Annotated in this window: 17 protein-coding genes and 1 pseudogene; 12 read left to right on the top strand and 6 right to left on the bottom strand. The window is 70.7% G+C overall.

The window, feature by feature from the left end; genetic code table 11:
* The first annotated feature begins 308 nt into the window (after positions 1–308).
* Complete coding sequence (locus D7V77_RS24790) at positions 309–1,457, top strand: hypothetical protein (RefSeq protein WP_120578774.1); 1,149 nt, start codon at positions 309–311, stop codon at positions 1,455–1,457.
* Positions 1,458–1,672: 215 nt separating this feature from the next.
* Positions 1,673–5,524, top strand: coding sequence for an AAA family ATPase (locus D7V77_RS24785; RefSeq protein ID WP_120578773.1), 3,852 nt, complete (start codon positions 1,673–1,675; stop codon positions 5,522–5,524).
* A 20-nt stretch (positions 5,525–5,544) separates the two neighbouring features.
* Here the strand turns inward: D7V77_RS24785 and D7V77_RS24780 are convergent, their stop codons facing one another.
* A complete protein-coding gene (locus D7V77_RS24780) occupies positions 5,545–5,913 on the bottom strand; it encodes a hypothetical protein (protein WP_126933545.1) in 369 nt (122 codons plus the stop codon).
* A 243-nt stretch (positions 5,914–6,156) separates the two neighbouring features.
* Here D7V77_RS24780 and D7V77_RS24775 point away from each other — a divergent pair, with 243 nt between their 5' ends.
* A complete protein-coding gene (locus D7V77_RS24775) occupies positions 6,157–6,951 on the top strand; it encodes an alpha/beta fold hydrolase (RefSeq protein ID WP_120578771.1) in 795 nt (264 codons plus the stop codon).
* 102 nt (positions 6,952–7,053) lie between these two features.
* Entirely contained in the window at positions 7,054–7,947 is an 894-nt protein-coding gene (locus tag D7V77_RS24770; RefSeq protein WP_120578770.1) for a DUF459 domain-containing protein, read from the top strand.
* Between the two features lie 13 nt (positions 7,948–7,960).
* Here the strand turns inward: D7V77_RS24770 and D7V77_RS24765 are convergent, their stop codons facing one another.
* Positions 7,961–8,818: a general secretion pathway protein GspE gene (locus D7V77_RS24765; protein ID WP_120578769.1), complete on the bottom strand. Its 858-nt coding sequence runs from the start codon at positions 8,816–8,818 to the stop codon at positions 7,961–7,963.
* Between the two features lie 70 nt (positions 8,819–8,888).
* Positions 8,889–9,260: a Spx/MgsR family RNA polymerase-binding regulatory protein gene (locus D7V77_RS24760; protein ID WP_120578768.1), complete on the bottom strand. Its 372-nt coding sequence runs from the start codon at positions 9,258–9,260 to the stop codon at positions 8,889–8,891.
* A gap of 154 nt (positions 9,261–9,414) precedes the next feature.
* Between D7V77_RS24760 and D7V77_RS24755 the strand changes: the two genes are divergently transcribed.
* From D7V77_RS24755 to D7V77_RS24740, 4 genes are all read left to right on the top strand, one after another.
* Positions 9,415–10,452: a lysylphosphatidylglycerol synthase transmembrane domain-containing protein gene (locus D7V77_RS24755; protein ID WP_120578767.1), complete on the top strand. Its 1,038-nt coding sequence runs from the start codon at positions 9,415–9,417 to the stop codon at positions 10,450–10,452.
* Positions 10,453–10,567: 115 nt separating this feature from the next.
* Positions 10,568–10,978 carry an SET domain-containing protein-lysine N-methyltransferase gene (locus D7V77_RS24750; RefSeq protein ID WP_120578766.1) on the top strand — a complete coding sequence of 137 codons (411 nt, stop codon included), beginning with the start codon at positions 10,568–10,570 and terminating at the stop codon, positions 10,976–10,978.
* A 196-nt stretch (positions 10,979–11,174) separates the two neighbouring features.
* Positions 11,175–12,797 carry a DUF1592 domain-containing protein gene (locus D7V77_RS24745; RefSeq protein ID WP_233597202.1) on the top strand — a complete coding sequence of 541 codons (1,623 nt, stop codon included), beginning with the start codon at positions 11,175–11,177 and terminating at the stop codon, positions 12,795–12,797.
* A gap of 12 nt (positions 12,798–12,809) precedes the next feature.
* Entirely contained in the window at positions 12,810–14,189 is a 1,380-nt protein-coding gene (locus D7V77_RS24740; protein WP_120578764.1) for a DUF1552 domain-containing protein, read from the top strand.
* A gap of 96 nt (positions 14,190–14,285) precedes the next feature.
* Here D7V77_RS24740 and D7V77_RS24735 read toward each other — a convergent pair whose 3' ends face one another.
* Positions 14,286–15,590 (bottom strand): pectin acetylesterase-family hydrolase, encoded by a 1,305-nt coding sequence (locus D7V77_RS24735; RefSeq protein ID WP_120578763.1) that lies wholly within the window; start codon positions 15,588–15,590, stop codon positions 14,286–14,288.
* 286 nt (positions 15,591–15,876) lie between these two features.
* Here D7V77_RS24735 and D7V77_RS24730 point away from each other — a divergent pair, with 286 nt between their 5' ends.
* Positions 15,877–16,554, top strand: a complete 678-nt coding sequence (locus D7V77_RS24730; RefSeq protein WP_120578775.1) for a hypothetical protein — start codon at positions 15,877–15,879, stop codon at positions 16,552–16,554.
* Here the strand turns inward: D7V77_RS24730 and D7V77_RS24725 are convergent.
* Positions 16,545–18,680: an ATP-binding domain-containing protein gene (locus D7V77_RS24725; protein WP_120578762.1), complete on the bottom strand. Its 2,136-nt coding sequence runs from the start codon at positions 18,678–18,680 to the stop codon at positions 16,545–16,547. The genes D7V77_RS24730 and D7V77_RS24725 overlap by 10 nt on opposite strands.
* Before the next feature lie 328 nt (positions 18,681–19,008).
* On the opposite strand from D7V77_RS24725, the gene D7V77_RS24720 reads away from it, so the two are divergent.
* The 3 genes from D7V77_RS24720 to D7V77_RS24710 all read left to right on the top strand — a co-directional run bounded on the left by D7V77_RS24720 (position 19,009) and on the right by D7V77_RS24710 (position 24,064).
* Positions 19,009–19,869 (top strand): hypothetical protein, encoded by an 861-nt coding sequence (locus tag D7V77_RS24720; RefSeq protein ID WP_158624491.1) that lies wholly within the window; start codon positions 19,009–19,011, stop codon positions 19,867–19,869.
* Positions 19,870–19,967: 98 nt separating this feature from the next.
* Positions 19,968–22,868: a carboxypeptidase regulatory-like domain-containing protein gene (locus D7V77_RS24715; RefSeq protein WP_120578760.1), complete on the top strand. Its 2,901-nt coding sequence runs from the start codon at positions 19,968–19,970 to the stop codon at positions 22,866–22,868.
* 50 nt (positions 22,869–22,918) lie between these two features.
* The gene (locus D7V77_RS24710; RefSeq protein WP_120578759.1) at positions 22,919–24,064 is read left to right on the top strand and encodes an acyl-CoA dehydrogenase family protein; all 1,146 of its coding nucleotides are present in this window, start codon (positions 22,919–22,921) and stop codon (positions 24,062–24,064) included.
* A gap of 2 nt (positions 24,065–24,066) precedes the next feature.
* Here D7V77_RS24710 and D7V77_RS43845 read toward each other — a convergent pair.
* Positions 24,067–25,720 (bottom strand): annotated as a pseudogene (locus tag D7V77_RS43845) (hypothetical protein); the annotation flags it as partial.

The raw sequence follows: 25,720 nt of genomic DNA, 5'->3' as shown, positions 1-25,720 counted from the left end.
CCATCAGGGCGGGCGCTGTCCACTGCGACGGCCGCCTGCCCTCCTGTGCCCCGAGGGACCGGCAACCCGTCAGGTCGTCCAAACCCAGACACGGAGTGCGCCGTTTCTCGACTCCTCGCAAAGACAGACAGCGGGGTCATTGGGGCTCCAACGTGGTGTCTATGTATACCTGGACCCGGGTATAAGATTGCCCGTATTGCTAGAAAATTCCGTTTATGGCAGAGAATAGGGCGCGGGCCTGGCTGTCATTGTCTGGCATCAGGCCCGCTCCCCCCATCCCGGCACCGCCCTTCTCATTGGAGAGAGTCATGTCCTTGCGCCGTCCTCTGTCGTTCTTCGCCTCCCTGCTGATGCTGAGTGGCTGTGGTACCGAAACCCTGGAGGAGGGCGTGGCACCGGGCCAGTCCAAGGCCGCGCTGCACACGGGCATCGACCTGGCGGTGTCCGGGCTGGGGGTGACGTGTGACGACGGCCAGGTGGCGACGGTGACGGGCTTCATCGTCAACGAGGCTCCGACGGGCATCGACCCGTCGGTGGCGGGCATCTACGCGGGGGACCCGGCCGAGGGCGGCACGCTGCTGGCGACGGTGAACGTGCCCTGGCTGGTGGGCAAGGAGCGCTACGCGTTCGAGACGGCGGTGCAGATCCCGGAGGGCGCACAGAAGCTGTTCGTGGTCGCGGACGCGTTCAACTTCTTCCCGGAGGACAGCGAGGAGAACAACACGGCGACGCTGACGCTGGCGGCGGGCGGCGGCTGTCTGGTGAACCAGGCGCCGGTGGCGCTCTGCAAGAACGTGACGGTGTCGGCCAACGCGTCGTGCTCGGCGGCGGCGTCCATCGACAATGGCTCGTATGATCCGGATGGCTTCCCGCAGCCGCTGAGCATCACGGCCAGCCCGGCGGGCCAGTACCCGGTGGGGACGACGCCGGTGACGCTCACGGTGTCGGACGGGATGGACTCGGCCACGTGCAGCGCGACGGTGACGGTGGTGGACGCGACGGCGCCGGTGGCCGGGGCGAGCAAGAACCTGGTGCTGGCCCGCACCCCGGGCGCGGACTACAAGACGGTGACGCTGGCGGACTGCGCGCAGCCGGCGGCGGACACCTGCGGCGGGACGCTGGACCTGCAGCAGTCGGCCTCCATCATCCGCGTGGAGTCGGATGAGTCCGAGGACGCGCTGTTCAGCCTGGCCCTCTTCAAGTGCCAGGACATCAAGCTGAGCGCGGACCGCAAGTCCGCGCAGCTGCGCGCGGAGTCCAGCCTGCTGGGCAACGGCCGCGTCTACACGATGGTGTACTCGGTGGCGGACGCGTCCGGCAACGCGACCATCGGCACCTGCAAGGTGAAGGTGCCCAGCCCCCTGGGCATCCTCTCCGTGGGCCTGGGGCCCAACTACTGCCAGGGCGAGGGTTGCCCGGCGGGCACCGGCAACGGGCTGCTCTGCCCGCTGCTGTAGTCCCCGCGGAGGTCCAAGGCGGTGAATGACGGCCCGGGTCCGCGAGTGTGCGCGGCCCGGGCCGTCGTGCGTGAAGGGGAGGGCTTCACCGACGGTGCAGGCGTGCGAGGGAGCCCGCGCGCGCGTTGACGCAGATCGACGCCTCCCCTAGCTTGGCCGGCTTCCCGGCGCCGCCGCTTCCGAAGTGAGGAAGGGCCTCGCCGCGAGCACCCCGCATGATGCGCAGGACGGACGAGGAGTCGGGTCAGGGGGAGGCGCCGCGGGACGAGCGTGCTCCGGATGACCTCATGCCCGTGCTCCGCGTGGAGTACGACACCGACGTCCAGGAGGGACACGCCGCGCCCGTGCTCCGGGTCCGCGCGTCGTGGCCGCCGCAGGAGTCGGAGGACGCCGAGCCCGCGCCGAAGGTGACGGAGGTGAAGGGCAGGGCGTCCGCGAAGGCGAGGACGCTGACCTTCCGGGAGCTGGACTCCGCGGCGCTGGCGTCCATGCCGGCCTCCCACCGCGTGAACCGCGCGGTGCCGGCGCGTCCCGCCGGACAGGGGAACGCTGCCCCTGGCACGGTCGAGGCATCCGCGCCGGACCTCCTTCGTTCGGACGACTCGGCCGACAAGCGCCCTCCGGTGGAGGCACCCGCGCCGGACCTCATTCGCGTGGACGACTCGGCCGACATGCCTCCTCCCGAGGAGGCACCCGCGCCGGACCTCGTCCGCGTGGACGACTCGTCCGACATGCCTCCTCCCGAGGTGGCACCCGCGACGAACCTCGTTCGCGTGGACGACGTCGCCAACGCGCGTCCCCCGGAAGAGGCCCCGGCCCGCGACGTGTCCGCCTCCGGCGACGTCACCCCGGCGGAACGCGAGGCCATGCAGGTCGCAGTGTCCTCCGGGCGCCGCCGGGAACAGTGGGTCGCCCCCACCTATCTTCCGGAGGACCTGCGCGACGCGCTGGTGGCCGAGCGCAGCCAGTACCGCGCGCAGCGAATCCAGGAGGCACGCGAAGTGGGCCTGGCCGGGCCGGGCGTCCTGGGGCTGGTGCCCGTTCCCGCCGCGGATCCGGACTGGTCCGGCGGCTCGCTGCTCGGCTTCCTGGGTGAGGAGCTGGTCTTCGCCGGGAACATCGTCCACCTGGACTTCGAGTCCGGCCGCGTCTTCGCCTCCTCCGACTCCGGCGAGGACCTGGACCGCCGCGTCCTCTCCTGCGAGCGCTGGTGCTACCGGCCCTACGACTTCGCGGAGGCCCTGTGCGCGGCGGCCGCCGCCTACGAGGACCGCACCTCCGACCTCACCAACGCCCTGGCGCGCGCGAAGGGGGAGCTCCTCCCGTCCACGCCGTCCCCGCGCGACGCGGAGCTCATCCCCGTGGACCGGCTGTGGCGCCAGCCGTGGGGCAGCATCTGGGGCCCTCCCGGCACCGGCAAGACGACGGCCGTCGCGGACCTCATCGCCCGAGCCCTGCGCGCCTACCCCAACGAGCGCATCCTCGCGGTGGCCCCCACCAACCGCGCCGCGGACGAACTGGTGATGCGCGTCAGCGCCCTGCTGGAGCGCGACCCCATCCCCCTGCGCCCCCTGGCCCGCAGCATCTTCCGCGGCGGCACCGGCGCCAGCGAGTCCCTCCACAAGTTGCCCACCGTGGCGATGGAGGAGAACAAGACGAGCAAGCTGCTCAACACCATCGAGCAGCGCGAGCGCGAGCTCACGCTGGAGCGCTCCCGGGGCGGCCCCGCGCCGGAGCTCGCCCGCATGCAGGCGGAGCTGCGCAGCTTGCGTGGCCGCGTGAAGGACCCCACGCTCAAGGAGGCGGAGAAGGGCGAAAGCCCCCTCATGGTGCTCACCGTGCACCGCGCCCTGCGGCTGGTGTCGGAGCTGGAAGGCGAGGAGACCTTCCAGCGGCTCGTGGTGGACGAGGCCGGCATGGTGACGCGCGCGGCGACGGCGCTGCTCGCCCCGCTGGCCCGGCAGGTGACGCTCGCGGGCGACCCCAAGCAGATTGGCCCCGTGAGCCGAGCGGCGGAAGGGGCGGGGAAGGGCACCCAGACGTGGCTGCGCGCCAGCGCCCTGTCCCACCTGGAGGACGCGGTGAAGGACGCGGAGCGCCCGGACGTGCTGCTCCTGCGCACCCAGCACCGCATGCACCCGGACATCGCGAAGGTGGTGAGCCACTTCTGCTACGGCGGCGCGCTGGAGGACGGCGACATCGTGAAGGACCGGGCCCAGAGGCCCGCGCCCGTGCCCGCCTTCCCGTCCCGCGCGATGTGGCTGGTGCTGGATGGCCTGAGCCGCGACACCCGCCGCCTCACGCACGGCCGGGGCGAGACGGGCTCCGGCTACCAGCGCGAGCTGTCCGCGGAGCTCGCCGTGACGCTGGCCCGCCAGTCCGTGCGCCTGGGCCTCACGGTGCTGTGCGTGACGCCCTACCGCGCGCAGGCGGCGCTCCTGCGCAAGCTGGGCAACGCGGCGGGCCTGCGCCACGACATGTTCAGCGCCTCCACCATCCACCGCCAGCAGGGCACCCAGTACGACGTGGTGATGGTGGACACGGTGGCTGGCGGACGGCCCTTCCCGCCGCACACGCTGGTGCCCATCCTCAACGTCGCCGCCAGCCGCGCGAAGGAATACCTGCTGGTGCTCGCCTCGCGCGCGGAGGCCCGCGCCTCGCCCGTGCCCGCGCGCTTCCTGTCGCTGCTCCCCCGCGTGCGCGTCCACGCCGGCACGCCGCCGAAGCTGGAGCTGCTCGCCACCCAGCCGCGTCCGCCGCCGCCACCGCCGCCGCCACTGGTGCCCGTGGGCCTGGGCGGAGAAATCGCGGGTGGCAAGGACACTGGACCGCTCTTCACGCAGGAGCAGGTCTCCCTCTTCGAGCGCCGCTTCGACGACGGCCACCACCTGGTGCGTGGCGTGGCCGGCAGCGGCAAGACGTACGTGCTGGCGCACTGGGCCGCGCGCTACCTGTTGGAGAACCCGCGCGCCCGGGTGCTGGTGTCCTTCTACAACCGCTCGCTCACGCCGCTCGTGGACAAGCTGCTCATGGAGGCGCTCACCGTGCGCGCGGGCCCGGAGCAGCTGCGCGCGCTCAGGGCCCAGGTGACGGTGAAGCACGTGGGCGCGCTGCGGCGGCTGGAACCCCACGCCTTCGACGCCGTCTTCGTGGACGAGGCGCAGGACATGGACGCCAAGGGACTGGCGGCCCTGCACGCGCTGGTGCGCCCCCGCGTGGGCGAGGACGGCCGCGAGTCCCGCTGCTTCCAGCTGTTCATGGACGACTCGCAGAACGTCTACGGCCAGGCGCCCATCGACAGCTTGAAGGATCAGCTCCCCGAAGGGCTGTCCTTCCGCGGCCGCACCCGCGTGCTCAAGGAGACCTTCCGCGCCACGCGCGACATCCTCGACGTGGCCTTCAACGTGGTGCTGGACCCGTTGCGCCAGCACCGCGTCACCGACCCCGGCATGCGCGAGTACATGAAGGCCGGAGAGCTGGCCCGCGAGCGGCTCCTGTGGCTGCCGGAGGAGACGCTGGAAGGCCTCTACCGCGTGCAGTCCACCGAGCGCGGCGGCGTGCTTCCCCAGGTGAAGGACTTCGCCTCCAGCACCAGCGAGGCGCGCTGGGTGGCCAAGGAGATTGCCCGGCTCGTGCACGAGGAGGGCGTCCACCCCGGCGACATCCTGGTGGTGGCGCCAGTGATGCCCGCGTCGTTCACGGACGCGCTGCGCAAGGCGGGCGTGCCCGCGGAGGCCTACGGCGGCAAGGGCGGCCGGGACGTGACGGACTTCCGGGTGAGCGGCGTGGACCACGTGCGCGCCACCACGGTGTTCTCATGCAAGGGCCACGAGTGCCCCGTCGTCTTCTTCGCGGGACTGGAGGCCCTGGACTCCATCGAGGCGTGGATGGCGGGCTCTCGCCAGCGCAACGAGCGCGAGAACGAACGCATCCGCCGCGCGATGTTCTACGTGGGGGCCACCCGCGCGATGAAGCGCCAGTACCTCACCGGCGTGCGTGGGGGCCGCTTCCTCCGGGTGGCCGCGTCCTACGTGGAGACGCTGTCCGGCCACCGCCCGGCGCCCTGAAACACAGGGCGCGGGACTTGTTACATCCGCCAGCCGCCGGTGACGCCCGCGCTCTTGCCGAACGCCGGCTGCGCGTAAACCTCACGGAAGCGCGCACGCAGCAGGTCGAACGTCTGCTGAAGGTCCGGCGCCGCGGCGCGCGCGTCCGGCAGCTGTCCGCCCATCCGCGAGAAGCAGCGGCTCATGGCGCCATCCAGCCACTGCGTCACGGACGCGGTGTCCTGGTCCTGAAGCCGCTCGAAAACGGACAGGGCGCGCTCCAGCGTCTCGCCCACCAGCTCCGTGGAGTCGACGGCACTCCCAGCGCAAAGCCTCGCGGCCCGAACCTCCAGGGCCGGACGATGCTTGCGAACAAACTCCCCGAAGGCATGCAGATTCACGGTGACCATTCTTAACCCTTCGCCCCCACGCTGTCAGAACGCCGACCGCGAAAATCCTTGGCTTCGGACAGCGTGAATCGTGTCGGTGGAAAAGGGTGGTGGGATGAATCATGTATCACTCTCCGTCCTGGCAGGCGAGGGACCGGGAGCATTTCCCCCAGGCCGTGGGTCGTGCAGGCCACCCGGTGGGATGGGGCAGACCCAGGGGGCCGGCGTTGTTTGTTCCGGCGCGTTTCAAGGAAAGCGAGAGACATGCGTCGCACGGTGGAGCTGAAGGACATGGCAGGGAATGACGAGGGACCTCGTGTCCTCTTGTTGCCCGGGCTGGGGGCGCGTGGATCAGGCTTTCGTGAGCTCGCCCTGCGGCTGACGGACGTGGCGCGTCCCGTCATGGTCGAGTACCCGGAAGGCGAGCATGCGGCGTGTGGCGCGAGGGCCCTGGCGGAGCAGGTGCTGCGCGTCACGGGTAAGGTGGACGCGGTGGTGGCCAGCTCCTTTGGCGGCATGGTGGCGGCGCACCTGGCCGCGGGCGGCGCGACTCGCGGCGTTGCCTTTCTGGGGGCGTTCACGCGCACCTCGCACGTGGGACCTCGCGGAAGGCTCATCTCGATGATGGGACCCATCGCGGTGCTGGGACGTCCCGGACGCGTCGCTGCGTCGCTGGCGGCCTGGCGCCCGGTGGCCTCCCATCAGGTGGCGGACGTGGTGCCCACCACGCTGCTGGAGCAGCTGACGACGCTGCGGCGCGCGTTCTCCATCCACACGGAGCCGCCGCCGCCGGACCTGCGCCCGCTGAACGTGTCGTGTCTGTGCATCCAGGGGGACCGCGACGTGCTGGTGCCGCCGTCTTCGTTGGAGCGGCTGGCCGCGTCGCTGCCGGAGGGCACGCCCCGGCACCTGCTGCGCGGCGCGGGACACGTTCCCTATTTCTCACACCCGGAGGAGTGCGCGCGGCTGCTCACGCCATGGCTCCAGGCGCTCGCGCCCGCGGGGCTCGCGGTGCTGACGGCCCGGGGGCTCGGGGCGGACGCAGGCTCCGTGGCCTGACGCCGCGCGCGGCCTTGACAACGCGCGCGCGGTTCGACGGATCCACCCGCCTGGCGGGGGGGTGTACGGATGCGGTCGCGGGAAGTAGTTTCGCCTCCGCCGATGTCGACCCGTCCTCTTCGCGCGCTCCTCTTCCTGGCGTTCCTGTCCACGGCGGCGCAGGCCTCCGCGGAATCCGCCCCCGGGCTGACCGCCTCGCCCGTGCTGCCCACCGCTCCGGCCCAGGCCGCCGCTCCGGCGCCCGTGCCCCGCCGCACCGTGTTGCTGTTGGGTGACAGCCTCATCGCCACGGGCTTCGGGGAGTACCTCCAGAACCAGCTCGCCGCGCACCCTCGCATCCGCTGTGAGCGCCGCGCGAAGTCGTCCACGGGCCTGGCGCGCCCGGACTTCTTCGACTGGCTGGAGGTCGGCCAGCAGGAGGTGCAGCAGCACCAGCCGGACGTCGTGGTGGTCATCCTGGGCGGCAACGACGGGCAGGCCCTGCACACGCGGCAGGGGCGCGCCACCGTGGCCTGGGGCAAGCCGGACTGGCAGGGCGAATACCGCCAGCGGCTGACGGACTTCGTCACGGCCATCTCCGCGCCGAACCGCAAGATTGTGTGGCTGGAGCTGCCCGCCACGAGCCGCCAGCGCTTCGAGCAGAAGCTCACGGTGATCCGCGACCTGCAGCGGGAGGTCATCGCCGCGCGCGGGGACGCCGTGCACCTGGACACGCGGCCCTACTTCACCGACGCGCGCGGCAAGGCGCTGAAGCAGGCCCGCGTGGAGGGCTTCCGCAAGCCCATGCGCCTGCGCATGACGGACGGCGTGCACTTCACCGTGGCCGGCGGGCGCTACTTCGCGAACAAGGTGTACCCGGAGGTGCTGGGCGTGCTGGGTCTGGAGCACCTGGAGCCCGAAGAGAAGCACACCACGCGCCCCGCTATCGCGCCTATGAAGCCGGCGATGCAGGCCCTGGCTCCGACGGCTCCGCCGGGAGCTCCGACGGCGCCGTAGCGGCTTCCCCGCTTCAGGAGTGGCGCGGCCAGGAACTCTCGCTGCCCGCGTCTGGACGGAGCCTGCGCACGGCGCGCAGGAGCAACTCCTCGTCGCGCGGGTTGGCCAGGAAGCCGCGCGCCTCCACCTTCCGCGCCCGTTCGAAGCCCTCGTCGTCCGACGTTCCATGGACGATGAGCGAGCCCTCGATGTGGACCTCGCCCGCGAGCAGCCCCTCCATGGCCTGGAGGGGCGCGAGCACCACGTCGTTGTCGCGCGTGTGCAGCACGTCCAGCGGCGTGGCGACGCGCGACGGGATGCCGTTGCGCGCCAGGGTGCGGGAGATGAGCACCGCGGTGACGGGCGGCCAGCCGTAGAGCATCAGCGGCGGGCTGGGCACGGCGGGCCGGGGCGGCTCCTGCGCGGCCCCCGCCGTCTCGCGGATGCCATAGAGGGCGCTGAGCGCGCGGGACAGGGCGCTGTCGGAGGCCAGGTGCGGCTCCACGCGCGCCTTGCCGGACACGGCCCGCACGTCATCCACCGCGTCCAGCGACAGCGGCGCGGGCACGGCCAGGTGCAGGACCTCCTTGTCCTCGCGCGTCTCCAGGCTGAGCGGCACGACGCCGTACTGCCGGGCGATGCGTGAGGGCACCAGGGGAGTCAGCGAACGGTCGAGCGGATGCCGGTCCAGGTCCACCGCCTCCACGTCGAACTGGATGGCCAGCCCTCGCAGGACGTCCGCCTCCGTGCACACGCCCTCGCTCACCAGGGCGCGGCCCAGGGGGACATGGACCTCGTGGTGGTGCACCAGCCCCAGGCGGAGCTGGCCTTTGTCGACCACTCCCAGCTCCAGGAGGATTTCCCCCAACGGGCGTCTGGATCCGATTTCCATGCCCACTCAACGTGGCAACCGTCCCCGCACGCGACGACGGTCGGACGGGGGCTCGTCCGCCCGCCCGCCCTCAAGACGCGTGAAGGGGGAAGAGCGCCTCGTAGGCCTCCGGCTTGAAGCCCACCGTGACGGACTCCTTCGTGACGAGCACGGGCCGCTTCACCAGCTTCCCGTCCTTCGCCAGCCACTCCACCAGCTCCGCGTCGGAGGCCGCGTCCACCTTCTCCTTGCCGAGCGCGCGGTAGCTCTGCCCGCTGGTGTTGAGCCACTTGCGCACGGACACGCCGCTCCTGGGAATCCACTGGCGCAGCTCCGCCACGGTGGGCGGCTGGTCCACGATGGGGCGCGTGCGGTGGGGCACGCCCCGCGCCTCCAGCCACTTCAGCGCCTTCCTGCAGGTGTCACAGCCGGCGTACGCCAGCACGAGGATGTCGTCGGACATGCGCGGGCTTCTACCAGACCGCCCTCGCGAACAGGCAGCTCGGCGCCTGTCTCCCCGCATGGAGGGTAGGCGGGCCGCCATGCTTCAGGACCTGCCCCATGGGGCCGGGAAGCGCATCCTTTCCGAAGCCATCCCATTCCCAGGAAGGAGACGCATGCAGGGCACTCGCGCCGAACCCATTCCCACCCTGGAAGAGCCGCTGGAGGTGCCAGCGAAGCGCCGGCGGGGTTGGTGGATTCCAGGGGTGTTGGTGCTCGCGGCGCTCCTGGCCTTCATCCTCTCGCGGCACAACGAGGAGAGGCAGTTCCTGGAGCTTCTGCGGCAGGCGCGGCCCGCGTGGCTGCTGGTGGCCGCCGCGTGCCAGGTGGGCACGTACCTGTGCGTGGCGGGCATCTGGTGGATGGTCCTGCACCGGGCGCGCATCAAGACCTCGCTCTGGTCGCTGGCGCGGCTGTCGCTGATGAAGCTCGCGTTCGACCAGGTGATTCCCACCGGCGGCGTGGGCGGGTCGCTGCTCGTGGGCCGCGGGCTGCGCCGTGAAGGCGCGCACCCCGGCATCGCCGCGGGCGCGGTGCTGCTCACGGTGCTGTGCTTCTACATCGCGCAGGCGCTGGGCGTGGGCGTGAGCCTCTACTTCCTCTGGCGGAAGTCCGAGCTGAACGAGTGGATCCAATGGCTCGTCACCGGCTTCGGCGTGGTGGCGTTGATCATCCCGCTGGGCATCCTCTGGGCCACGCGGCACCGCGAGTGGAAGCCGGGACGCTTCGCCCGGCGCATCCCGTCCCTGGGCACCCTGCTCAAGGCCATCGCGGAGGTGCCGCCCGGCATGCTGCTCAACCCCGGCCTGCTCGCGCGCGGCGTCCTCCTGCAACTGGGCGTCTACGTGCTGGACGCGGCCACGCTGGGCGCCATGCTCCAGGCCCTGGGACAGGAGGTCCCCCTGAGCACCGTGTTCGTCAGCTTCATGGTGGCCTCCATGGCGGAGACGGTGTCCATCATCCCCGGCGGCGTGGGCACCTACGAGGCCGCGTCCGTGGGCATGCTCAACCTCTTCGGCGTCCCGGTGGAGGCGGCGCTCGCGGGCACCCTGCTCCTGCGCGGCTTCACCCTGTGGCTGCCCCTGCTTCCCGGCCTGTACCTGTTGCGCCACACCTTCCGCCGCCGCCCCGTGCCCGGGGGGCAGGCAGGCTGACTTCTCCGGAAGTCACGGAAGGCCTCACGCCCTCGCCCCCGCTTCCCGTGGCTGCCCGTCTTGCGCGATGGTTCGCCTTGGCGTGGACGCCACCGGAAGCGAGAGCGATGCACTCATGAATCTGGGCCCTGCGCTGTTCCTCTACCCCGGCGTGAAGGTGCGGCCGTGTGAGTGGGGCATGGGCGTCTTCACGGACACCTTCATCGCCGCGGGAGAACTCATCGAGGAGTGCCACTACCTCAAGGTCCCGCAGCAGCAGTTCCGGGGTGAACCGCTCGACGACTATGTTTTCGAGATTCGCTGGCACCGCAACGAAGAGCCCCGCGAGGGTGACTGGGTCGCGCTCGTGATGGGCTACGGGATGATCTACAATCACGCGAGCGAACCCAACGCGTCCTATAGCCGCGGGGAAGATCGCGATGTGTTCCGTTATCACGCACTGCGGGACATCCACCCTGGTGAGCAGATCTGCATCAGCTACGGGGAGAACTGGTGGAAGGCGCGAGGTGAGGAAGTTCCTCCCTGAGTCGTGCACGCACCGTGTGCGCACCTGACAGGTGCGTTCGCACTTCCTGCTCCGTGAGGGTGGCTTCTTCCTCGGGGAAGCTTGGAAACGCTCGGAAATGAATTCCCCCGTGTCCGCGTGGGGGGCAACCAGTACAATGCGGGTCGCCTGTGCGCCGGTGCTTCAGGCCGCGCGGATGCGAGGAATGCCAGACATCATGCCATTGCGTCGTTTCTACCTATCCTCCGCTCTCGTGCTGTCCGCCTCCGCCTGCACCGGCAACATCGGTGGGCAGGACGCGGAGCCTGAAAGCGCGGCGGCGCCCGCTCGGGTGCGCCGGCTGACGCGCGACGAGTACAACAAGTCCGCCACCGCGGTGCTGGGCACCGAGGTCGACATCGCCCAGGGCTTCGCGGCCGAGGACACCATCCTCGGCTTCTCCACCCACGAGCGCCTCCAGGTGACGTCGCTCCTGGCGGATCAGCTCGACACCGCCGCGGTGACGCTGGCGGAGCAGGGCAAGTCACAACTGAGTGACCTCTACGCGTGCCCCAAGGGCAAGACGCAGGACGAGTGCGCGCGCGCCTTCATCCAGCGCGTGGGTGAGCGCGCCTTCCGCCGGCCGGTGACGGCGGACGAGGAGACGGACCTGCTGGCCCTCTTCAACGAGGGCAAGAAGGGCGGCACCATGGCGACGGGCGCGGAGCTGGTGCTCCAGGCGCTCTTCTCCTCCTCGTCGTTCCTGTACCGCACGGAGCTGGGGCCGGAGACCGCCCGCAAGGGCCAGGTGGTGGAGCTGACCGCCTACGAGGTCGCCTCCGAGCTGTCCTTCATGGTGACCGGTGGACCGCCGGACGCCACGCTGCTCGCCTCCGCCAAGGCCGGCACGCTGTCCTCGGCGGACGAGCGCGAGACCCAGGCGCGCCGCCTGCTCAAGACGGAGGCCGCGCAGGTGAAGCTGCGCCAGTTCTTCGTGGAGTGGCTGGGGCTGGGCGGCCTGGCCAAGGTCAACAAGAACAACCTCGTCTACCCGGACTACAGCGTGGACTTCCGCGACTCCATGGTCCGCGAGCGCGACGCGTTCATCGACTTCATCGTGAAGAACCACTCGGGCTCCGTGGAGGAGCTGCTGAGCGCCAACTACTCGTTCGTGGACGAGACGCTGGCGAACTTCTACGGCGAGCTGGAGCGCACCAACGTGGATGGCGACACGGGCCTGGGCCGTGTGACGCTGCCGCCGGAGCGCCTGGGCATCCTCACGCAGGCGGGCGTGATGTCCACGTACGCCCACTTCGACTCGTCCTCGCCCATCAAGCGCGGCAAGTTCGTGCTCACGCGCCTGTTGTGCCGCACGGTGCCCGCGCCGCCGGCCAACGTGTCCACGATTCCCCCGGCCCTGTCGGAGGACGCCACCACCCGCGAGCGCTTCGCGGCGCACACCAACAACCCCGCGTGCGCCAGCTGCCACAAGACCATCGACCCCATGGGCTTCGGCATGGAGGACTTCGACGGCCTGGGCCAGCACCGCACGGAGGAGAACGGCCGCACGGTGGATGCCAGCGGCGCCGTGATTGCCAGGGACGGCACCACCAACCTGGGCGACTTCACCGGTGGCGCGCAGCTGGCGCGCTACCTGACGACGAGCGAGGAGCTGGCCAACTGCGTGCCGCTGCAGTTCGTGCGCTACGCCATGGGGCGCGACGAGCACGCCTCGGACGCGGAGCTGCTCGCCGCCATGCGCACGGGCCCCTACCGCACGGACCGCCTGAAAATCACCGAAGTGCTGGTCAGCCTGGTGCGTTCGTCTTCCTTCACCCAGCGGCGTCTGCCCACCCGTTGAGCTTTGACTTCCATGCCCCGCGACTTCTCCCGACGCAGCATCCTGAAGCTCCTGTCCGGCACGGCCATGGCGGCGCCCTTCGCGCACCTGCTCACCAGCTCCGTGGCCGAAGCGGCGGACGCCGCCCCCCTGCGCTTCATCGCCCTGTTCACCCCTCACGGCCTGCTGCCGGAGTACTGGGTGCCCAAGGGCAATGACACCAGCTTCAACATCGACTTCGAGAACTCCGTCCTCCAGCCGCTCCAGCGCCACCGGGACAAGCTCCTGGTGCTGGACGGCCTGGACTACCGCGTCCTCTACGAGCACGGCCGCACCGGCCACGAGGGCGGCCCCGTCACCTTCCTCACCGGCAGCCAGGTGGAGGTGTCCAGCGGTGACGAGCTGCCCAACAACGCGTCCCTGGACCAGGTGATTGGCAACGCGGTGGGCGGCTCCACGCAGTTCCGCTCCCTGCAGCTGCACGCCTTCGAGCAGTTCGGCGCCCAGCACGTCTACAACAGCATCTCCTTCACGGAGAACGGCTCGCGCGTGCCGTTCGAGCTGAACCCCGCCAACGTCTACAAGCGACTCTTCGCCAGCATGGGCGGCTCCGAGGCGGAGGCGCAGGCCATGCTGACCCGGCGCAAGAGCCTGCTGGACTACCTCATCAAGGACGCCACCCGGCTGAAGTCGCGGCTGGCGGCCGCGGAAGGCACCAAGCTGGACACGCACCTGGCGGCGCTGCGCGACATCGAGCGGCGGCTCACCAGCTCCGGCGCGCTCAGCTGCTCGAAGCCGACGGCGCCTTCCGGCGCGGTGAACGACCTGGGCGAAATCAACAACATGCCCGCCCTCACCGAGCTGCACATGGACCTCATCGCCCGGGCGTTCGCGTGTGATTTGACGCGCGTGGTGACCATGACCATCCCCGGGCCGTCCATGCCGTGGATTGGCATCGACGAGGACATCCACAACGACATCGCCCACCGCACGGACACCCAGTCCGAGCCGGCGCGCACCGAAATCCGCCTGCGCATGGTGGCGGTGCAGCGGTGGTACGCCGAACAGGTGGCGCGGCTGATGGACACGCTCAAGTCCATCCCGGAGGGCAGCGGCACGGTGCTCGACAACACCGTCATCCTGTGGGGGAACGAGCTGGGCGACGCGGCCGGGCACATGAACGTGTCCATCCCCACGGTGCTGGCGGGCGGCGCGGGCGGGAAGTTCCGCATGGGCCGCATGCTGTCCCTGCGCCCCGGGAAGGACCCGCTGGGCGACTGGAAGGGCCCGGGCAAGCCGCTTCTGGGCGCGGTGGAGCACAACAAGCTGCTCACCACCATTGCCCAGGCCTTCGGCGTGAACGTGGACCGCTTCGGCCACGAGGACTACGTGGGCACGCTCAACCTCACCTGAAGCCTCCGGGCGGCCTGAAAGGCCCCGGAAAAGACAACGGGAGCGGACCTTCTTGAGGCCCGCTCCCGTTTTCATTTCAGCAAGGGACGGAGGGGATTACCCGCCGAGCGCGCCGTTGATGAGGGGCGCGAGGATGCTCATGCCCGCGTCCTCGTTGTTGTAGTTGTTGGCCGGCTCGTAGATGCGGACGCGCTGGTTGCTGTTGATGAAGCGCGACAGGAAGACGTCCATGGGGACCATCTCGCCGTGGCAGGCCCAGGACTGCCAGGGGCTGGAGACGTACTCGTACCAGTACTTCTTCTCCATGCGCTGGCAGGCGTGCGCGCCCACGAAGGTGATGATGGTGCTGCAGTGGCTGGCGTTGATGGCGCGGTGGTGCGGGATGAAATAGCTGAAGTTGTTGTACTTGTTCAGCTCGTTCACGAACGCGTCCTGGTCCGTCTTCCAGTACGCATGGACGGACGCCTCGTCGTTGGGCGTCTTGAAGCGCTCATACGAATAGCGCGAGTAGTTGTAGTCCATCGTGTAGCCCGTGTACGCGAGCTGATCGTTCGGGAACTCGGTGGCGACCATCTTGTTGATGGAGCCCATGTCGTTGATGCTGAAGCTGGCCGGCAGCTGGCTGAACACCGAGTCCAGGTTCCACGACGAGCGGATCTTGTCGTGCAGCGGGCGCGACAGGGAGTTCGCGTTCGGCGCCATGAAGATGGGGCCGGAGTCGTTGATCATGTACCCCTTGGCCGGGTTGATGGCCTTGCGGATGAAGTAGTAGCCGGCGGAGGTGGACGTGCCACCCGCGCTGTAGCCCGTCACCAGCAGCTTCTGCACGTTGGGGAAGTTCTGCTTGGCGTAGTTCGCCGCCGCCAGCGTGTTGGTGTAGCCGGAGTGCGACCAGGTCAGCGGCGCCTGTCCGCCCGTCGTGTCCGTGTAGACCTTGGTGTTGTTGCCGATGTGCACGTCGCCCGTGCAGTACGGCATGTAGACGATGTTCCAGTCCTTCGTGACGATGTCCTTGCGGTCACGGAAGGGAAGGCCCGGGTCCGCCCCGTTGACGATGGGGGACACGTACTTGGCCGTGAACTGCGTCATGTAGTCGTCGGAGATGCCGTTGGGGTTCGCCGCGCCCAGGATGCCCGTACGGCCGCTACAGGAATCGTAGTCCCAGCACGCGCCGCCACCCTCCATCATGAACAGCAGGTTGGGCGAGTTCGTCTTGTGCACGAAGAACTTGTACTGCGAACCGTTGCCACACTTGGTGCCGGGCAGCGTCACCTTCTGCCAGGCGTAGTTGTTGCCGCCGTCCACCAGCACGTCGACGATGCCTTCGACCAGCACTTCGGCATGCGCGGCGCCCACGGGGGCGGAGAGGGCCAGAAGGCTCATCCAGAGAAAACTTCTCATGCGGCTTCCTCCAAAGGGGGAGTGAGTTGAGTGGGGTTGCGGCCGGGGATGATACGTTTTTGTTTATCAGCCGTAAGCAGGGAAACTTCGCTTGCAGTGAAAATTGTGAATTTCAAGTCAGGCGCAGCATTCCATCTGAAAGGATTGTAATTGCCGCTTCGCGTCAGCCAGGGATTAAAAATTGACGCGTCTGGTCGTGTTTTAAATGTATCAATTGCGCGGCGCGTCGCTGGCAGGCCATGACACGGGTTGCGGCGAGCGCGGGGCGCGGGGTATGGCCTTGGGCATGAGCACGCACGCGCGATGGAAGCTGCCCCTGGGCACGGCGGGAGTCCTGGCCCTGGCGGTGGGGGCGTGGCTTGTCTTTGGCGGGCAGGCTCCGGAGGACGCCGCGCCGGTAGTGGCGCCCGCGCCCGTGACGCAGGCTCCCGCGCCGCCGCCCGTGTTCGCCTCCACGCCGGCGGTGCCCCGCGCGAAGGACGGCGGGCTGGACCTGGTGGGCGCGGCGACGGCCCAGGTGCAGGCGGCGCCGGACGCGGAGTCCGGCCCCTATCCGGTGGACCTGGAGGTGCTGCGCGCGAAGCTGCCGGGCAACCTGTACTTCGAACTGGACGCGCCCACGAAGGACCCGGAGGAGCTGCGCCGCCGTGAGGGGGTGAAGGCGAAGTGGAACGCCCTCTTCGGCAAGGTGCAGTCCAACGAGGCCTCGGAGGAGGAGGTGCACCAGTACTACGAGCACCGCCGCCAGGTGTCCGAGGACGCCATCGCCTTCGCCACCACGATGCTGCAGGACTACGGCGACAAGCTGCCCGCGGAGCACCGGGGCCTGTTGGAGCTGAGCGTGAACATGCACCGCACGCGTCTGGCGGAGATTCCGCGCCAGGAGGCGGAGGCGCTGTCGCGCCGCGAGGCCCACGCCCAGCGGCAGAAGGAGTGGCGCGCGGGCGGCGGCCGTCAGCCCTGATTCGACTCGTCCGCGCCGGGGAAGGTGCGGATGAGCGGGGAGCGCACGGTGGAGGAGGCCACCCACAGCTGGTGGGACGAGCGGGTGACGGCGACGTGCAGCCTGCGGCGGGCCTCGTCGTCCGCGGGGTAGGCGCGCGCGGTGACGTCCGGCAGGACGACGTAGTCGAACTCCAGGCCCTTCACGTTGTCCACGTCCGTCACGTCCACGCCGGGCTCGAAGGAGAAGTCGCCCTCCAGCACCAGCCTCGCCCAGGGCATCTCCCGGATGACGCGGTGGAAGGACCAGGCGGCCTCGCGGCTGCTGGCGATGACGCCCACCGACGCGTGCGGCTCGCGCAGCACCAGGTCGCGCAGGGCGTCTCCCAGGAACAGCCAGGCCTGGGCCTCGTCGGGGAAGTGGTGGAAGCCCACGGGCGCGCCCTCGCGGCCGGCCTTCGCGGCGTTTGCCGGGGACTGGGTGCCCAGCACGTGCTGCGCTAGCGCCACCACCGGGCGCGGGCAGCGGTAGGACACCTGGAGCCGGCAGGTTGCGGCGTCGCGGATGCCCAGCTCGTCCAGGGCGGCGTCCCAGCCGGCGAAGCCCGCCGTCGTCTGTTGCACCTCGTCTCCGGCGAGCGTGCAGCTGCGGCTGTCCGCGAGCAGCTGGCTGACGACGAAGAGCTCGAAGAGGGAGAAGTCCTCCGCCTCGTCCAGCACGACGTGCGCCAGCCGCTCCGCGCCCAGCGCGCCCCGCTGCGCCTTGAGGAACATGAGGACGGGCAGGTCGTCCGCGTCCACCGTGCCCGCGAGCGCGGCCGGCGTGTCCGCTTCAATCGCGCGCCCGTCCACGGTGACGAGGCGGTCCTCGTCGAAGCCCTTGTACTGGCGCGACAGCGGCGTGGCGGTCTGCTGCCGGGTGTGCTCCAGCACCTCCGCCACCACGGTGAGCGGCAGTTCTCCCTTCGCGTCCGCCACCACGGCCTCCACGAAGGCGCGGTCCAGGTACGCGTCCGCCAGCTTGAGGCGCAGCCGGTCCAGCGTGGGGGGCAGGGCCTTGCCCTTGAACACGGGCACGCGGCCGGCCAGCGCGCGGCGCAGGGCGGGGTGGCGCTTGAAGCGCGAGACGAGCGCGGGCGTCTCCGGGGACAGCTTGATGCCCGGCACGCTGAAGGCGGAGCGCGCGGTGGCCAGCGACCAGGCCTCCAGCGTCTCCACGGTCACCTTGCCCAGGCCCAGCGGCGCGAGCAGCCGGCGCGTGAGCCGGGCCAGGCCCGCCTCCGGGACGACGACCTTGGTGCGCGCCTGCGGGTACGCCTTCGCGTCGTCGAAGATGACCTTGGCCAGCCGGTGCAGCGCCACCGTCGTCTTGCCGCTGCCCGCGCTGCCCAGCACCAGCAGCGGCTGCTCCGGGCCGGTGCTGACGGCGGCGTACTGCTCCGCGTCCAGGAGCGCCGTCACGCCGAACGCGTCCTCCACGTGCGTGGCGCCCCGGCCCACGCCCAGGAAGCCCGGACGCGCGGCGGTGCCGCTGCCGCCCGCGAGCACGGAGGCCGCGTCACGGCCGCGCGAGTGCCAGCGGCCCTGTGAATCGCGCTGGAGCAGGTAGGGGCCGGTGCTGATGCGGGTGAGGACGCCCTTCTCGATGATGACCAGCCGGCGCGCCTCCACTTCGCCTTCGGAGAGCCGGTCTCCGAAGTACTCCTCGAATGCGTCGCCCTCCTCGTAGTTGTAGAAGACGCGGGCGACGGGGGCGAACCTCCAGTCGATGACGCGCACGCCGGCGGAGAGGTTGGCGAAGCTGGTGCGGCCGAGCAGGTAGTCGCGCGCGCCCGTGGGCCCGGCCAGGCGCAGGTGCGCGAAGTAGGGGGCGTGCGCGTCCGGCAGCGGGATGGCCTCCTGCCGCTCCAGCATGGAGCGCACCTCGTTCATCTGGGTGAAGACGTGCGGCAGGTCCGCGGCGTGCGCCGTGGTGGCGTCGTCGCGCAGCACCGCCAGCTGGGCCATCAGCCCCTGCGTGTCCAGCGTGCGTTCCGCGGCCTGACGGCGCGCTTCCGTCAGCGCCTGCTGGACGCGTGACAGCAGGGCCTCTTCCTCGGCGATGAGCGCGAGCGCCTCGGGCGACAGCTCCTGCTCCTGGCCGGCCATGAGGTCTTTCCTTTCCGCCCGTGGGCGTGCGTGGGGCGGGCAAGGTGAACGCTGGCCACCGCCGGGTCAACCCGTTGGATTCTAGGGCCGACTTGCTAGATTGAGGATCGCGGTGGAGGCGCCCGTCCCTTCTCCCGGGTCCTCCCGCACACGCGCTTCCCATCCACCCCGCCAGGTTGCCTCCCCAGGGGGTGGGGTGGATGTCCGCGACTGATCGCGGACGGGGGTTGTCTGTCGAATGGCGGCGCACGCTGGAGGCGGGTGGCTTCTAACGGCACGCGCGGCTTGCTTCCTTCCGCATCCATCCCGAACACGGAGGATGTACCGGATGACCTCGATGAATGCGCCGTTCCGCTGGACGCTGTCACTCGCCGCCGCGCTGGGAATCGCCACGTCGGCGGGGGCGCAGGAGCCGGAACCCCCGTCGGAACCCCAGACGGAGTCGGAGACGTCCACGACGACCACGACCCCCACGATGAGCTCGGAGGAGACGCAGAAGTCGGGCGGACACCACCCCGAGGGGCGCATCGGGCCGCAGTTCGCGGTGAGCGGCAACGTGGGCTTCGGCCTGGGCTACGTCTACACGAACGGCCAGGCCCCGGGAGGCGGCCTGGAGGATTTGAAGATCACCCAGTCCGCGAAGATCTCCTTCCCCATCATCGCGGAGCTGGGCTTCCGGGTGACGCCGCGGTTCTACCTGGGCGTGTGGGGCAGCTGGGAGCCGGTGCTCACCAAGACGAACGAGCTGTCATGCCCGGAGGGCTTCGACTGCAACACCTACCAGTGGCGCGTGGGGCCGGAGGTCCGCTACCACGTCCGGCCGGGCTCGAGCTTTGATCCGTGGATTGGCCTGGGCCTGGGCCTGGAGATCCTCAAGAGCCACGTGGAGGGGGACACGCAGGTGCAGGTCGCGCCGGGCGTGTTCCTCCCCACGCACGTGGACACGCACGTCACGGACCGGGGGCCCACCATCGCGCGCCTCACGCTGGGTGGCGACGTGCGAGTGACGCGGGCCCTGGCGGTGGGGCCCATCATCACCGCTTCCGTGGGCCAGTACACGGTGCGCACCGGTTCGCAGACGCTGGACATCACTGGCGTGGGCACCCGCGACCAGGGGCTCACGCCAGTGGATGACGGCTTCCACGCGCTGTTCACCCTGGGCATCCGCATCGCGTTCCTGCCCCTGTAGCACCGCGTGGCGGCGGGAAAACGCGAGACGCCCCCTTGGAACCGGGGGGCCGGGTGAGGTGTCTTGGGGCGCGGCTCCCCACCTCCCCCGGAGGGTGCATGTCGTCTCGCAAGGTGTTCGTCGTGGTGGCCGGGCTGGCGCTCCTGCTGGCCGGCGTCTTCGTCTGGATGCGCGCCTCCGCGCCCGCCGCGGAGGTGCGCGATGAAGCGGTGATGTCCCCCGAGCGGCCCGCGTCCGTCCCGACGCGGGCCCCGGTGCGCAATGGGGGCGGTGCGACCGCGCCCGTGGAACAGCCCATGCGGGACGCGGACGGCGCGCTGCGCGTGGAGACCGCCACGGCCTCGGGGCCGCTCGCGGGCGCGGAGGTGACGCTGTACCTGCGAGGTCCGGCGTCCCCGGGCTCACGGCTGCCGTCGTGGCGCGTGGCGGGGCAGGGCCGGACGGATGCGGCGGGAGCGCTGGTGCTGCCCGCGCGTCCCGGACCCTATCTCGTCACCGCGCATGCGGAAGGGTTGGCGCTGGCGCGCGCGGAGGTGACGCGTCCCCATGGCGAAGCGTTGACCCCGGTTCGCCTCCTGCTGGAACCCGGTGTGTCGCTGACGGGCCTGACGGTGGAGCGCGTAGGCGGCGCACCCGTGCCGATGGCGGAGCTGACGCTCACGCCGCATACCGGCTTCGAGGACGCGCTTCCCGTGTTCCTCCAGACGGGCGCGTCGGTGCCGGACGAGGCGCGGCATGAAGCGCTCAGCGACGCACGGGGCGCGTTCGGGTTTCATGGGCTGGCGCGCGGTGAGTATCAACTGGAGGCGCGAGCCCCGGGCCACGCGCCCCGTCGCATCGCACGCGTGCTCGTGCCTGGGACGGACGTGCGCGTGGAGTTGGACGGCTCCGCGTTCATCGAGGGCTTCGTCACCCGCGCGGATGGAACTCCCGCGCCGGGAGCGCGCGTGAGCGCCTGGGGCGAGGACGGCGCCGTGGAGGTGGAGGCCGGAGACACGGGGAGCTTCTCGCTGGACGTGCCGCCCGGGTCGTTCCAGGTGACGGCCCGCCACGGAGGGGAGACGGGCGCGGCCGAGGGCGCTGCCGTCGCGGGGCCGGGCCTGACGATGAAGGCGGAGACTGGCGCGGCCGAGGGCCCGATCGTCGTGGGGCCGGGCATGACGGTGAAGGACGTGCGGATCCGCCTGAGCGGCGCGGCGTCGCTCGTGGGCGTGGTGCGGCGCAAGGACTCGGGCGAGGCCATCGCGGAGGCCACGGTGGGTGTGCGCGCGCATGGCGACCGCGCGGACCTGCTCCAGGCGCGCTCGGAGGCGGATGGACGGTTCGAGGTGGGCGGACTCGCGCCGGGCGCCTACGACGTGCAGGTGCGCGCTCCGGGCTTCCAGCCGCTCACGCGCACGGGGTTGGGCGTGCTCGCGGGGCAGCGCTTCGAGCTGGTGCTGGAGCTCGCGGCGCCGGGACGCATCAAGGGCACGGTGGTGGATATCGCGGAGGCGCCGCTCTCCGGCGTGACGGTGGTGGCCCAGCTCAAGTGGAGGCCGCTGCCGGACGCGCTGCCCTCGGTGACGGATGCGCAGGGGAGCTTCACGCTGGAGGACGTGCCGGAGGGCACCGTGTACGTCGCGGCGCGCCGCGCGGACAGCGAGGACGAGGTGCGCCAGCCCGTGCGCGTGGTGGCGGGACAGACGGTCATGACGCTGCTGACGCTCGTGGGCGAAGGCGTGCTGGAGGGCACCGTGCGCAAGGAGGACGGAGCGCGGCCGTCCGGCGCGGTGACGGTCACCGCGCACCGGGTGGGTGCTCCCGCCTCCGAGTCCGTCGACGTGCCCGCGAAGCCGGATGGAACGTGGTCGATGCGCGTGGGCGCGGGGCGCTACCAGTTGAGCGCGTGGCTGTCCGCGCTGCGCTTCCAGAACGGCGACCAGCAGCAGGTGGTGGAGCTGGAGGCGGGAGGCCGGCGCCACGTGGACCTGGTGGTGGGCGAGCCCAGGAAGCCGCTCCGCGTGACGGTGCTGGAGCCCAACGGCGCGCCGAGCGTCCACGCGACGGTGATGGCCACGGAGGCGGGCCACACGGACATCCAGGCGGAGGAGATGACGGACGCATCCGGCCAGGCGGTGCTGGCCTTGGATGGCCTGGGTTCGGATGCGTGGCGCGTCTGGTCCACGAATGGCGGACGGCAGGGCGAGGCCGCGAGCGTGTCCGCGTCCCAGAAGGAGCTCACGCTCCAGCTGAAGCCCGCGGCTCGATTGAGGGGCACCGTGCGTTCGGCGGGAGGCCGCGAGGTGCGGGGCTTCACGCTGACCGTCACCGCGGCGCGCGGCGAGGACGACTTCCTCTCCCGCGTGGAGCGTCAGTTCTCCGGGGACTCGTTCCAGGTGGACGACGTCTTCCCCACGCGCGTCACTGTCACTGTCACGCTGCCGGACGGACGCGCGGGCAAGGTGGACGTGACGCTCGCGTCCGGCGCGGAGGCCGCCGTGGAGGTGGTGGTGGACGCGGGCGGCGGCGTGTCCGGACGGCTGGTGGATGCGCGCACGAACGAACCGCTGGCGGGCGCGTACGTGGACGCGGACGGCATCGCATCTCCCACCACGGGCGCGGACGGACGCTTCGAGTTGAAGGACCTGGCCCCGGGCGCGCACCGGCTCACCGCGTGGAGCCGGGGGCGCGAGCTGGTGGATCGGCGGGTGTCGCTCGCCGCCGGGAAGACGCAGGCCTTGGGGGACTGGCGCCTGGGCCTTCAGCGCGTGGAGCCGGGGCGGCTGGGCCTGACCTTCGGCATGTCGGGACGGGACGTCGTCATCAGCGGCATCGCGGAAGGCGCGGACGTGGTGGGCCTCCAGGTGGGGGACGTGTTGCGCTCCATCGACGGGGCGGTGGTGCTGGACATGGGCGAGGCCCGGCGGCGTGAGCTGGGCGCGCCGGGCAGCCCCGCGGTGCTCGCGCTCCTGCGGGGCGGCCAGGCGTTGTCCTTCACGTTCATCCGCGCACGCTGACGGAGGCGCGGCTTGAAAGCGCGGGGCCGGCCCTGACAGCATCCCACCCCATGGATGAGCGCTTCACCCCGGAGCACGAGGCGTTCCGCCGCACCGTGCGTCAATTCGTCGAGAAGGAGCTGGCCCCGCACGCGCTGGAGTGGGACCAGGCCGGCGAGTTCCCTCGCGACGTGTTCCGCCGCTGCGGTGAGCTGGGCTTCTTCGGCATCAGCCATGACCCTGCATATGGCGGCAGCGGGCTGGACTCCTGGTACGTGGCCGCCTTCGCGGAGGAGCTGGCGCGGGCGCGCAACGGGGGCGTGGCGATGTCGCTCCTGGTGCAGGGGCAGATGGCCACGCCGGTCATCAACGAGCTGGGCACCGACGAGCAGAAGCGCGAGTTCCTGGCCCCCGCGCTCACCGGGGAGCGCATCGCGGCGCTGGCGATGAGCGAACCGGACGCGGGCTCGGACCTGGCCCGGCTGCGCACCACCGCGCGAAGGGACGGCGACGACTACGTCATCCAGGGCGCGAAGACGTGGATCTCCAACGGCGCCCGCGCGGACTTCCTGGTGCTGGCGGTGCGCACGGGCGGGGAGGGCGCGCCGGGCATCTCGCTGGTGACGCTGCCCACGGACGTGAAGGGCTTCTCCGTGTCGAAGAAGCTCCAGAAGGTGGGCCACCGCTCGTCGGACATGGCCATCCTCTACTTCGAGGACTGCCGCATCCCTGCCCGCTACGTGCTGGGCCGGGAGAACGACGGTTTCTTCCACATCATGAACAGCTTCCACGCGGAGCGCCTGGTGACGGCGCTCTACACGGTGGCGGTGATGGACGACCTGTTGCGTGAAGCCATCCGCTACGGCCGTGAGCGTCAGGCGTTTGGAAAGCGGCTGCTGGACTTCCAGGTGTGGCGCCACACCTTCGTGGACCACGCCACCCGCGTGGAGGCGGCGAGGCAGCTCACCTATCAGGCGGTGCAGCTCTTCAATCGCAAACGCAAGCAGAAGCCGGTGAAGGAGATTGCGATGGCCAAGCTCCTCACCACCGAACTGGCCCAGCGCGTGGCCTATGACTGCCAGCAGTTCTACGGCGGCATGGGCTACGTGGAGGAGTCGCACGTCGCGCGGGCGTGGCTCGACGTGCGCATGCTCACCATTGGCGGCGGCACGTCCGAGGTGATGAAGGAAATCATCGCCGGGACGATGGCGCTGTAGCCTCAGGCGGCCTGCTTCTCCAGATTGCCCTCCAGCCACCGGGCCGCATCCGCTCCGTTGCCCGTCCACACCGTCGGCGTGCCGTCCACGGTGCGCCGCGCCACCTCCAGCTCCCAGCCCACCTTCACGGGGCCGACCTTGAAACCAGGCGCCATGGAGACGCCGCGCTGCGTGTAGGACGTCTCCTTGTATTCCACCTTCGCGTCCTCGCCGGCCGTCTTGAACGCCCCCGGCACGTCCCCCTCCAGGAGCTTGCCGAACGCGCCGTTCTTCACGAGCGTGCCGGGGTTGCCCTCGATGCTGACCTCGTAGGACGTGCCCTTGCCGTTGCCCTGGACCAGGCCGGCGCCCTCCACCGTCAGCGTGACCTTGCTGCGCGAGTTCGCCGCCAGGTCCTTGAGCGCGGGGCCGAGCGTGGCCTTCGGGTCCTTGAGGATTTCGTCTGTCTTTGACCCGGCGGGCAGCGGGATGCGCGTCTCCACCTCCAGCTTGCCGCTGCCCTTGAGCGACGTGCCCACCTTCACGCCGCCCTTGATGGGGAGCTTCATCCGGTCCGGCCCGACGATGGACTTGTCCACCTCCAGGTTCCGGTTCGGGCCGCCGCCCACCTCCACCTGGACGGCGTCCTTGATGACGACCTCGGGCGGCTTGCCCTCGGGGAACTCGATGCGGACCGTGCGGTCCGAGCGGGCCTTGCCCCCCACGTCCAGGTTGTTCACCATCGGGCCGCCCGGGACGGGGATGTCCGCGGCGAACTGCGCGGCGCCCGTGCCACGCAGCTCCACGGCGGCCATCTTGCTCTGCAGCCACTCGATGTCCTCCTTGGGAGGCATGTCGGCCGCGCCCGCGATGTTGGCCTGCATGCCTGTCTTCATGCGGTCCATGATGCGGTTGGCCCGGGCCACCTCGGCGGGCGTCTCGAACTTGAACTCCACCTTGCCGCCACCGCCCGCGAGCAGCTTCGCGTCGAGCTTGCTGTTCTCGAAGCCCACGCCGCCCAGGACTTCCGAGTCGATGCTCAGCCGGTAGTTGGGCCCCGGCTCGCGCGCGCCCGTGGTTGGATTGGTGCGCATGCCCTCTTCGCAGCTGACTTCAATCTGCGCGCGCGTCTGGAGGCGGCCAATCTTGTAGCCGCCGTCGAAGCCGCCGGACGTGGAGAACTTGTCCCCCGGCTTCATGGACTCGATGTCCGCCTGCGAGCCCGTCACGTCGGTGCCGGCTCCGAGCACCTTGAGGGCCCCGTCCACCTTGGACTCCAGCCAGGTGAAGCCGGGCACGTTGTCGCGAGCGCTCTGCAGCAACTGCTCCATCGCGCCCTGCGGCTGCACGGTGCCGCCCACGCCGCCTGTGGCCAGGACGTCGGGCTGTACCTGTCCCGCGACGCCGCCCTCAAGCCCCAGGGCTCCAGGCCCATCACTCCCAGCCCCGCCGGCCACGGGGCCCGCCTGCGTGCCGCCGCTGACGCCGCCCGCCGCGATGCCTCCCGGACCTCCGGCCGGAGCCGCATGGCCTCCAGCTCCGGCCGGAGTCGCGCATCCACCCACCCCGGCCGGACCCGCGCGCCCGCCGCGCACCTCGAACCCGTCTCCCGGCCGCCCGACTGCGGGCCGCTGCGCCGGACGGTTCGCGGGGCCCTGCGACGGGGCCTCCGGAAGC

This window comes from Corallococcus sp. CA041A, from assembly GCF_003612075.1.
Classification (GTDB): domain Bacteria; phylum Myxococcota; class Myxococcia; order Myxococcales; family Myxococcaceae; genus Corallococcus; species Corallococcus exiguus.
The sequence above is the reverse complement of the archived record's forward strand: the minus strand, read 5'-3'. Positions and strand labels throughout refer to the sequence as shown.

Excerpts from the sequence above, each read along its gene's own strand:
- D7V77_RS24790 (WP_120578774.1), top strand. The coding sequence starts at position 309 with ATGTCCTTGCGCCGTCCTCTGTCGTTCTTCGCCTCCCTGCTGATGCTG.
- D7V77_RS24785 (WP_120578773.1), top strand. The coding sequence starts at position 1,673 with ATGATGCGCAGGACGGACGAGGAGTCGGGTCAGGGGGAGGCGCCGCGG.
- D7V77_RS24780 (WP_126933545.1), bottom strand. The coding sequence starts at position 5,913 with ATGGTCACCGTGAATCTGCATGCCTTCGGGGAGTTTGTTCGCAAGCAT.
- D7V77_RS24775 (WP_120578771.1), top strand. The coding sequence starts at position 6,157 with ATGCGTCGCACGGTGGAGCTGAAGGACATGGCAGGGAATGACGAGGGA.
- D7V77_RS24770 (WP_120578770.1), top strand. The coding sequence starts at position 7,054 with ATGTCGACCCGTCCTCTTCGCGCGCTCCTCTTCCTGGCGTTCCTGTCC.
- D7V77_RS24765 (WP_120578769.1), bottom strand. The coding sequence starts at position 8,818 with ATGGAAATCGGATCCAGACGCCCGTTGGGGGAAATCCTCCTGGAGCTG.
- D7V77_RS24760 (WP_120578768.1), bottom strand. The coding sequence starts at position 9,260 with ATGTCCGACGACATCCTCGTGCTGGCGTACGCCGGCTGTGACACCTGC.
- D7V77_RS24755 (WP_120578767.1), top strand. The coding sequence starts at position 9,415 with ATGCAGGGCACTCGCGCCGAACCCATTCCCACCCTGGAAGAGCCGCTG.
- D7V77_RS24750 (WP_120578766.1), top strand. The coding sequence starts at position 10,568 with ATGAATCTGGGCCCTGCGCTGTTCCTCTACCCCGGCGTGAAGGTGCGG.
- D7V77_RS24745 (WP_233597202.1), top strand. The coding sequence starts at position 11,175 with ATGCCATTGCGTCGTTTCTACCTATCCTCCGCTCTCGTGCTGTCCGCC.
- D7V77_RS24740 (WP_120578764.1), top strand. The coding sequence starts at position 12,810 with ATGCCCCGCGACTTCTCCCGACGCAGCATCCTGAAGCTCCTGTCCGGC.
- D7V77_RS24735 (WP_120578763.1), bottom strand. The coding sequence starts at position 15,590 with ATGAGAAGTTTTCTCTGGATGAGCCTTCTGGCCCTCTCCGCCCCCGTG.
- D7V77_RS24730 (WP_120578775.1), top strand. The coding sequence starts at position 15,877 with ATGAGCACGCACGCGCGATGGAAGCTGCCCCTGGGCACGGCGGGAGTC.
- D7V77_RS24725 (WP_120578762.1), bottom strand. The coding sequence starts at position 18,680 with ATGGCCGGCCAGGAGCAGGAGCTGTCGCCCGAGGCGCTCGCGCTCATC.
- D7V77_RS24720 (WP_158624491.1), top strand. The coding sequence starts at position 19,009 with ATGACCTCGATGAATGCGCCGTTCCGCTGGACGCTGTCACTCGCCGCC.
- D7V77_RS24715 (WP_120578760.1), top strand. The coding sequence starts at position 19,968 with ATGTCGTCTCGCAAGGTGTTCGTCGTGGTGGCCGGGCTGGCGCTCCTG.
- D7V77_RS24710 (WP_120578759.1), top strand. The coding sequence starts at position 22,919 with ATGGATGAGCGCTTCACCCCGGAGCACGAGGCGTTCCGCCGCACCGTG.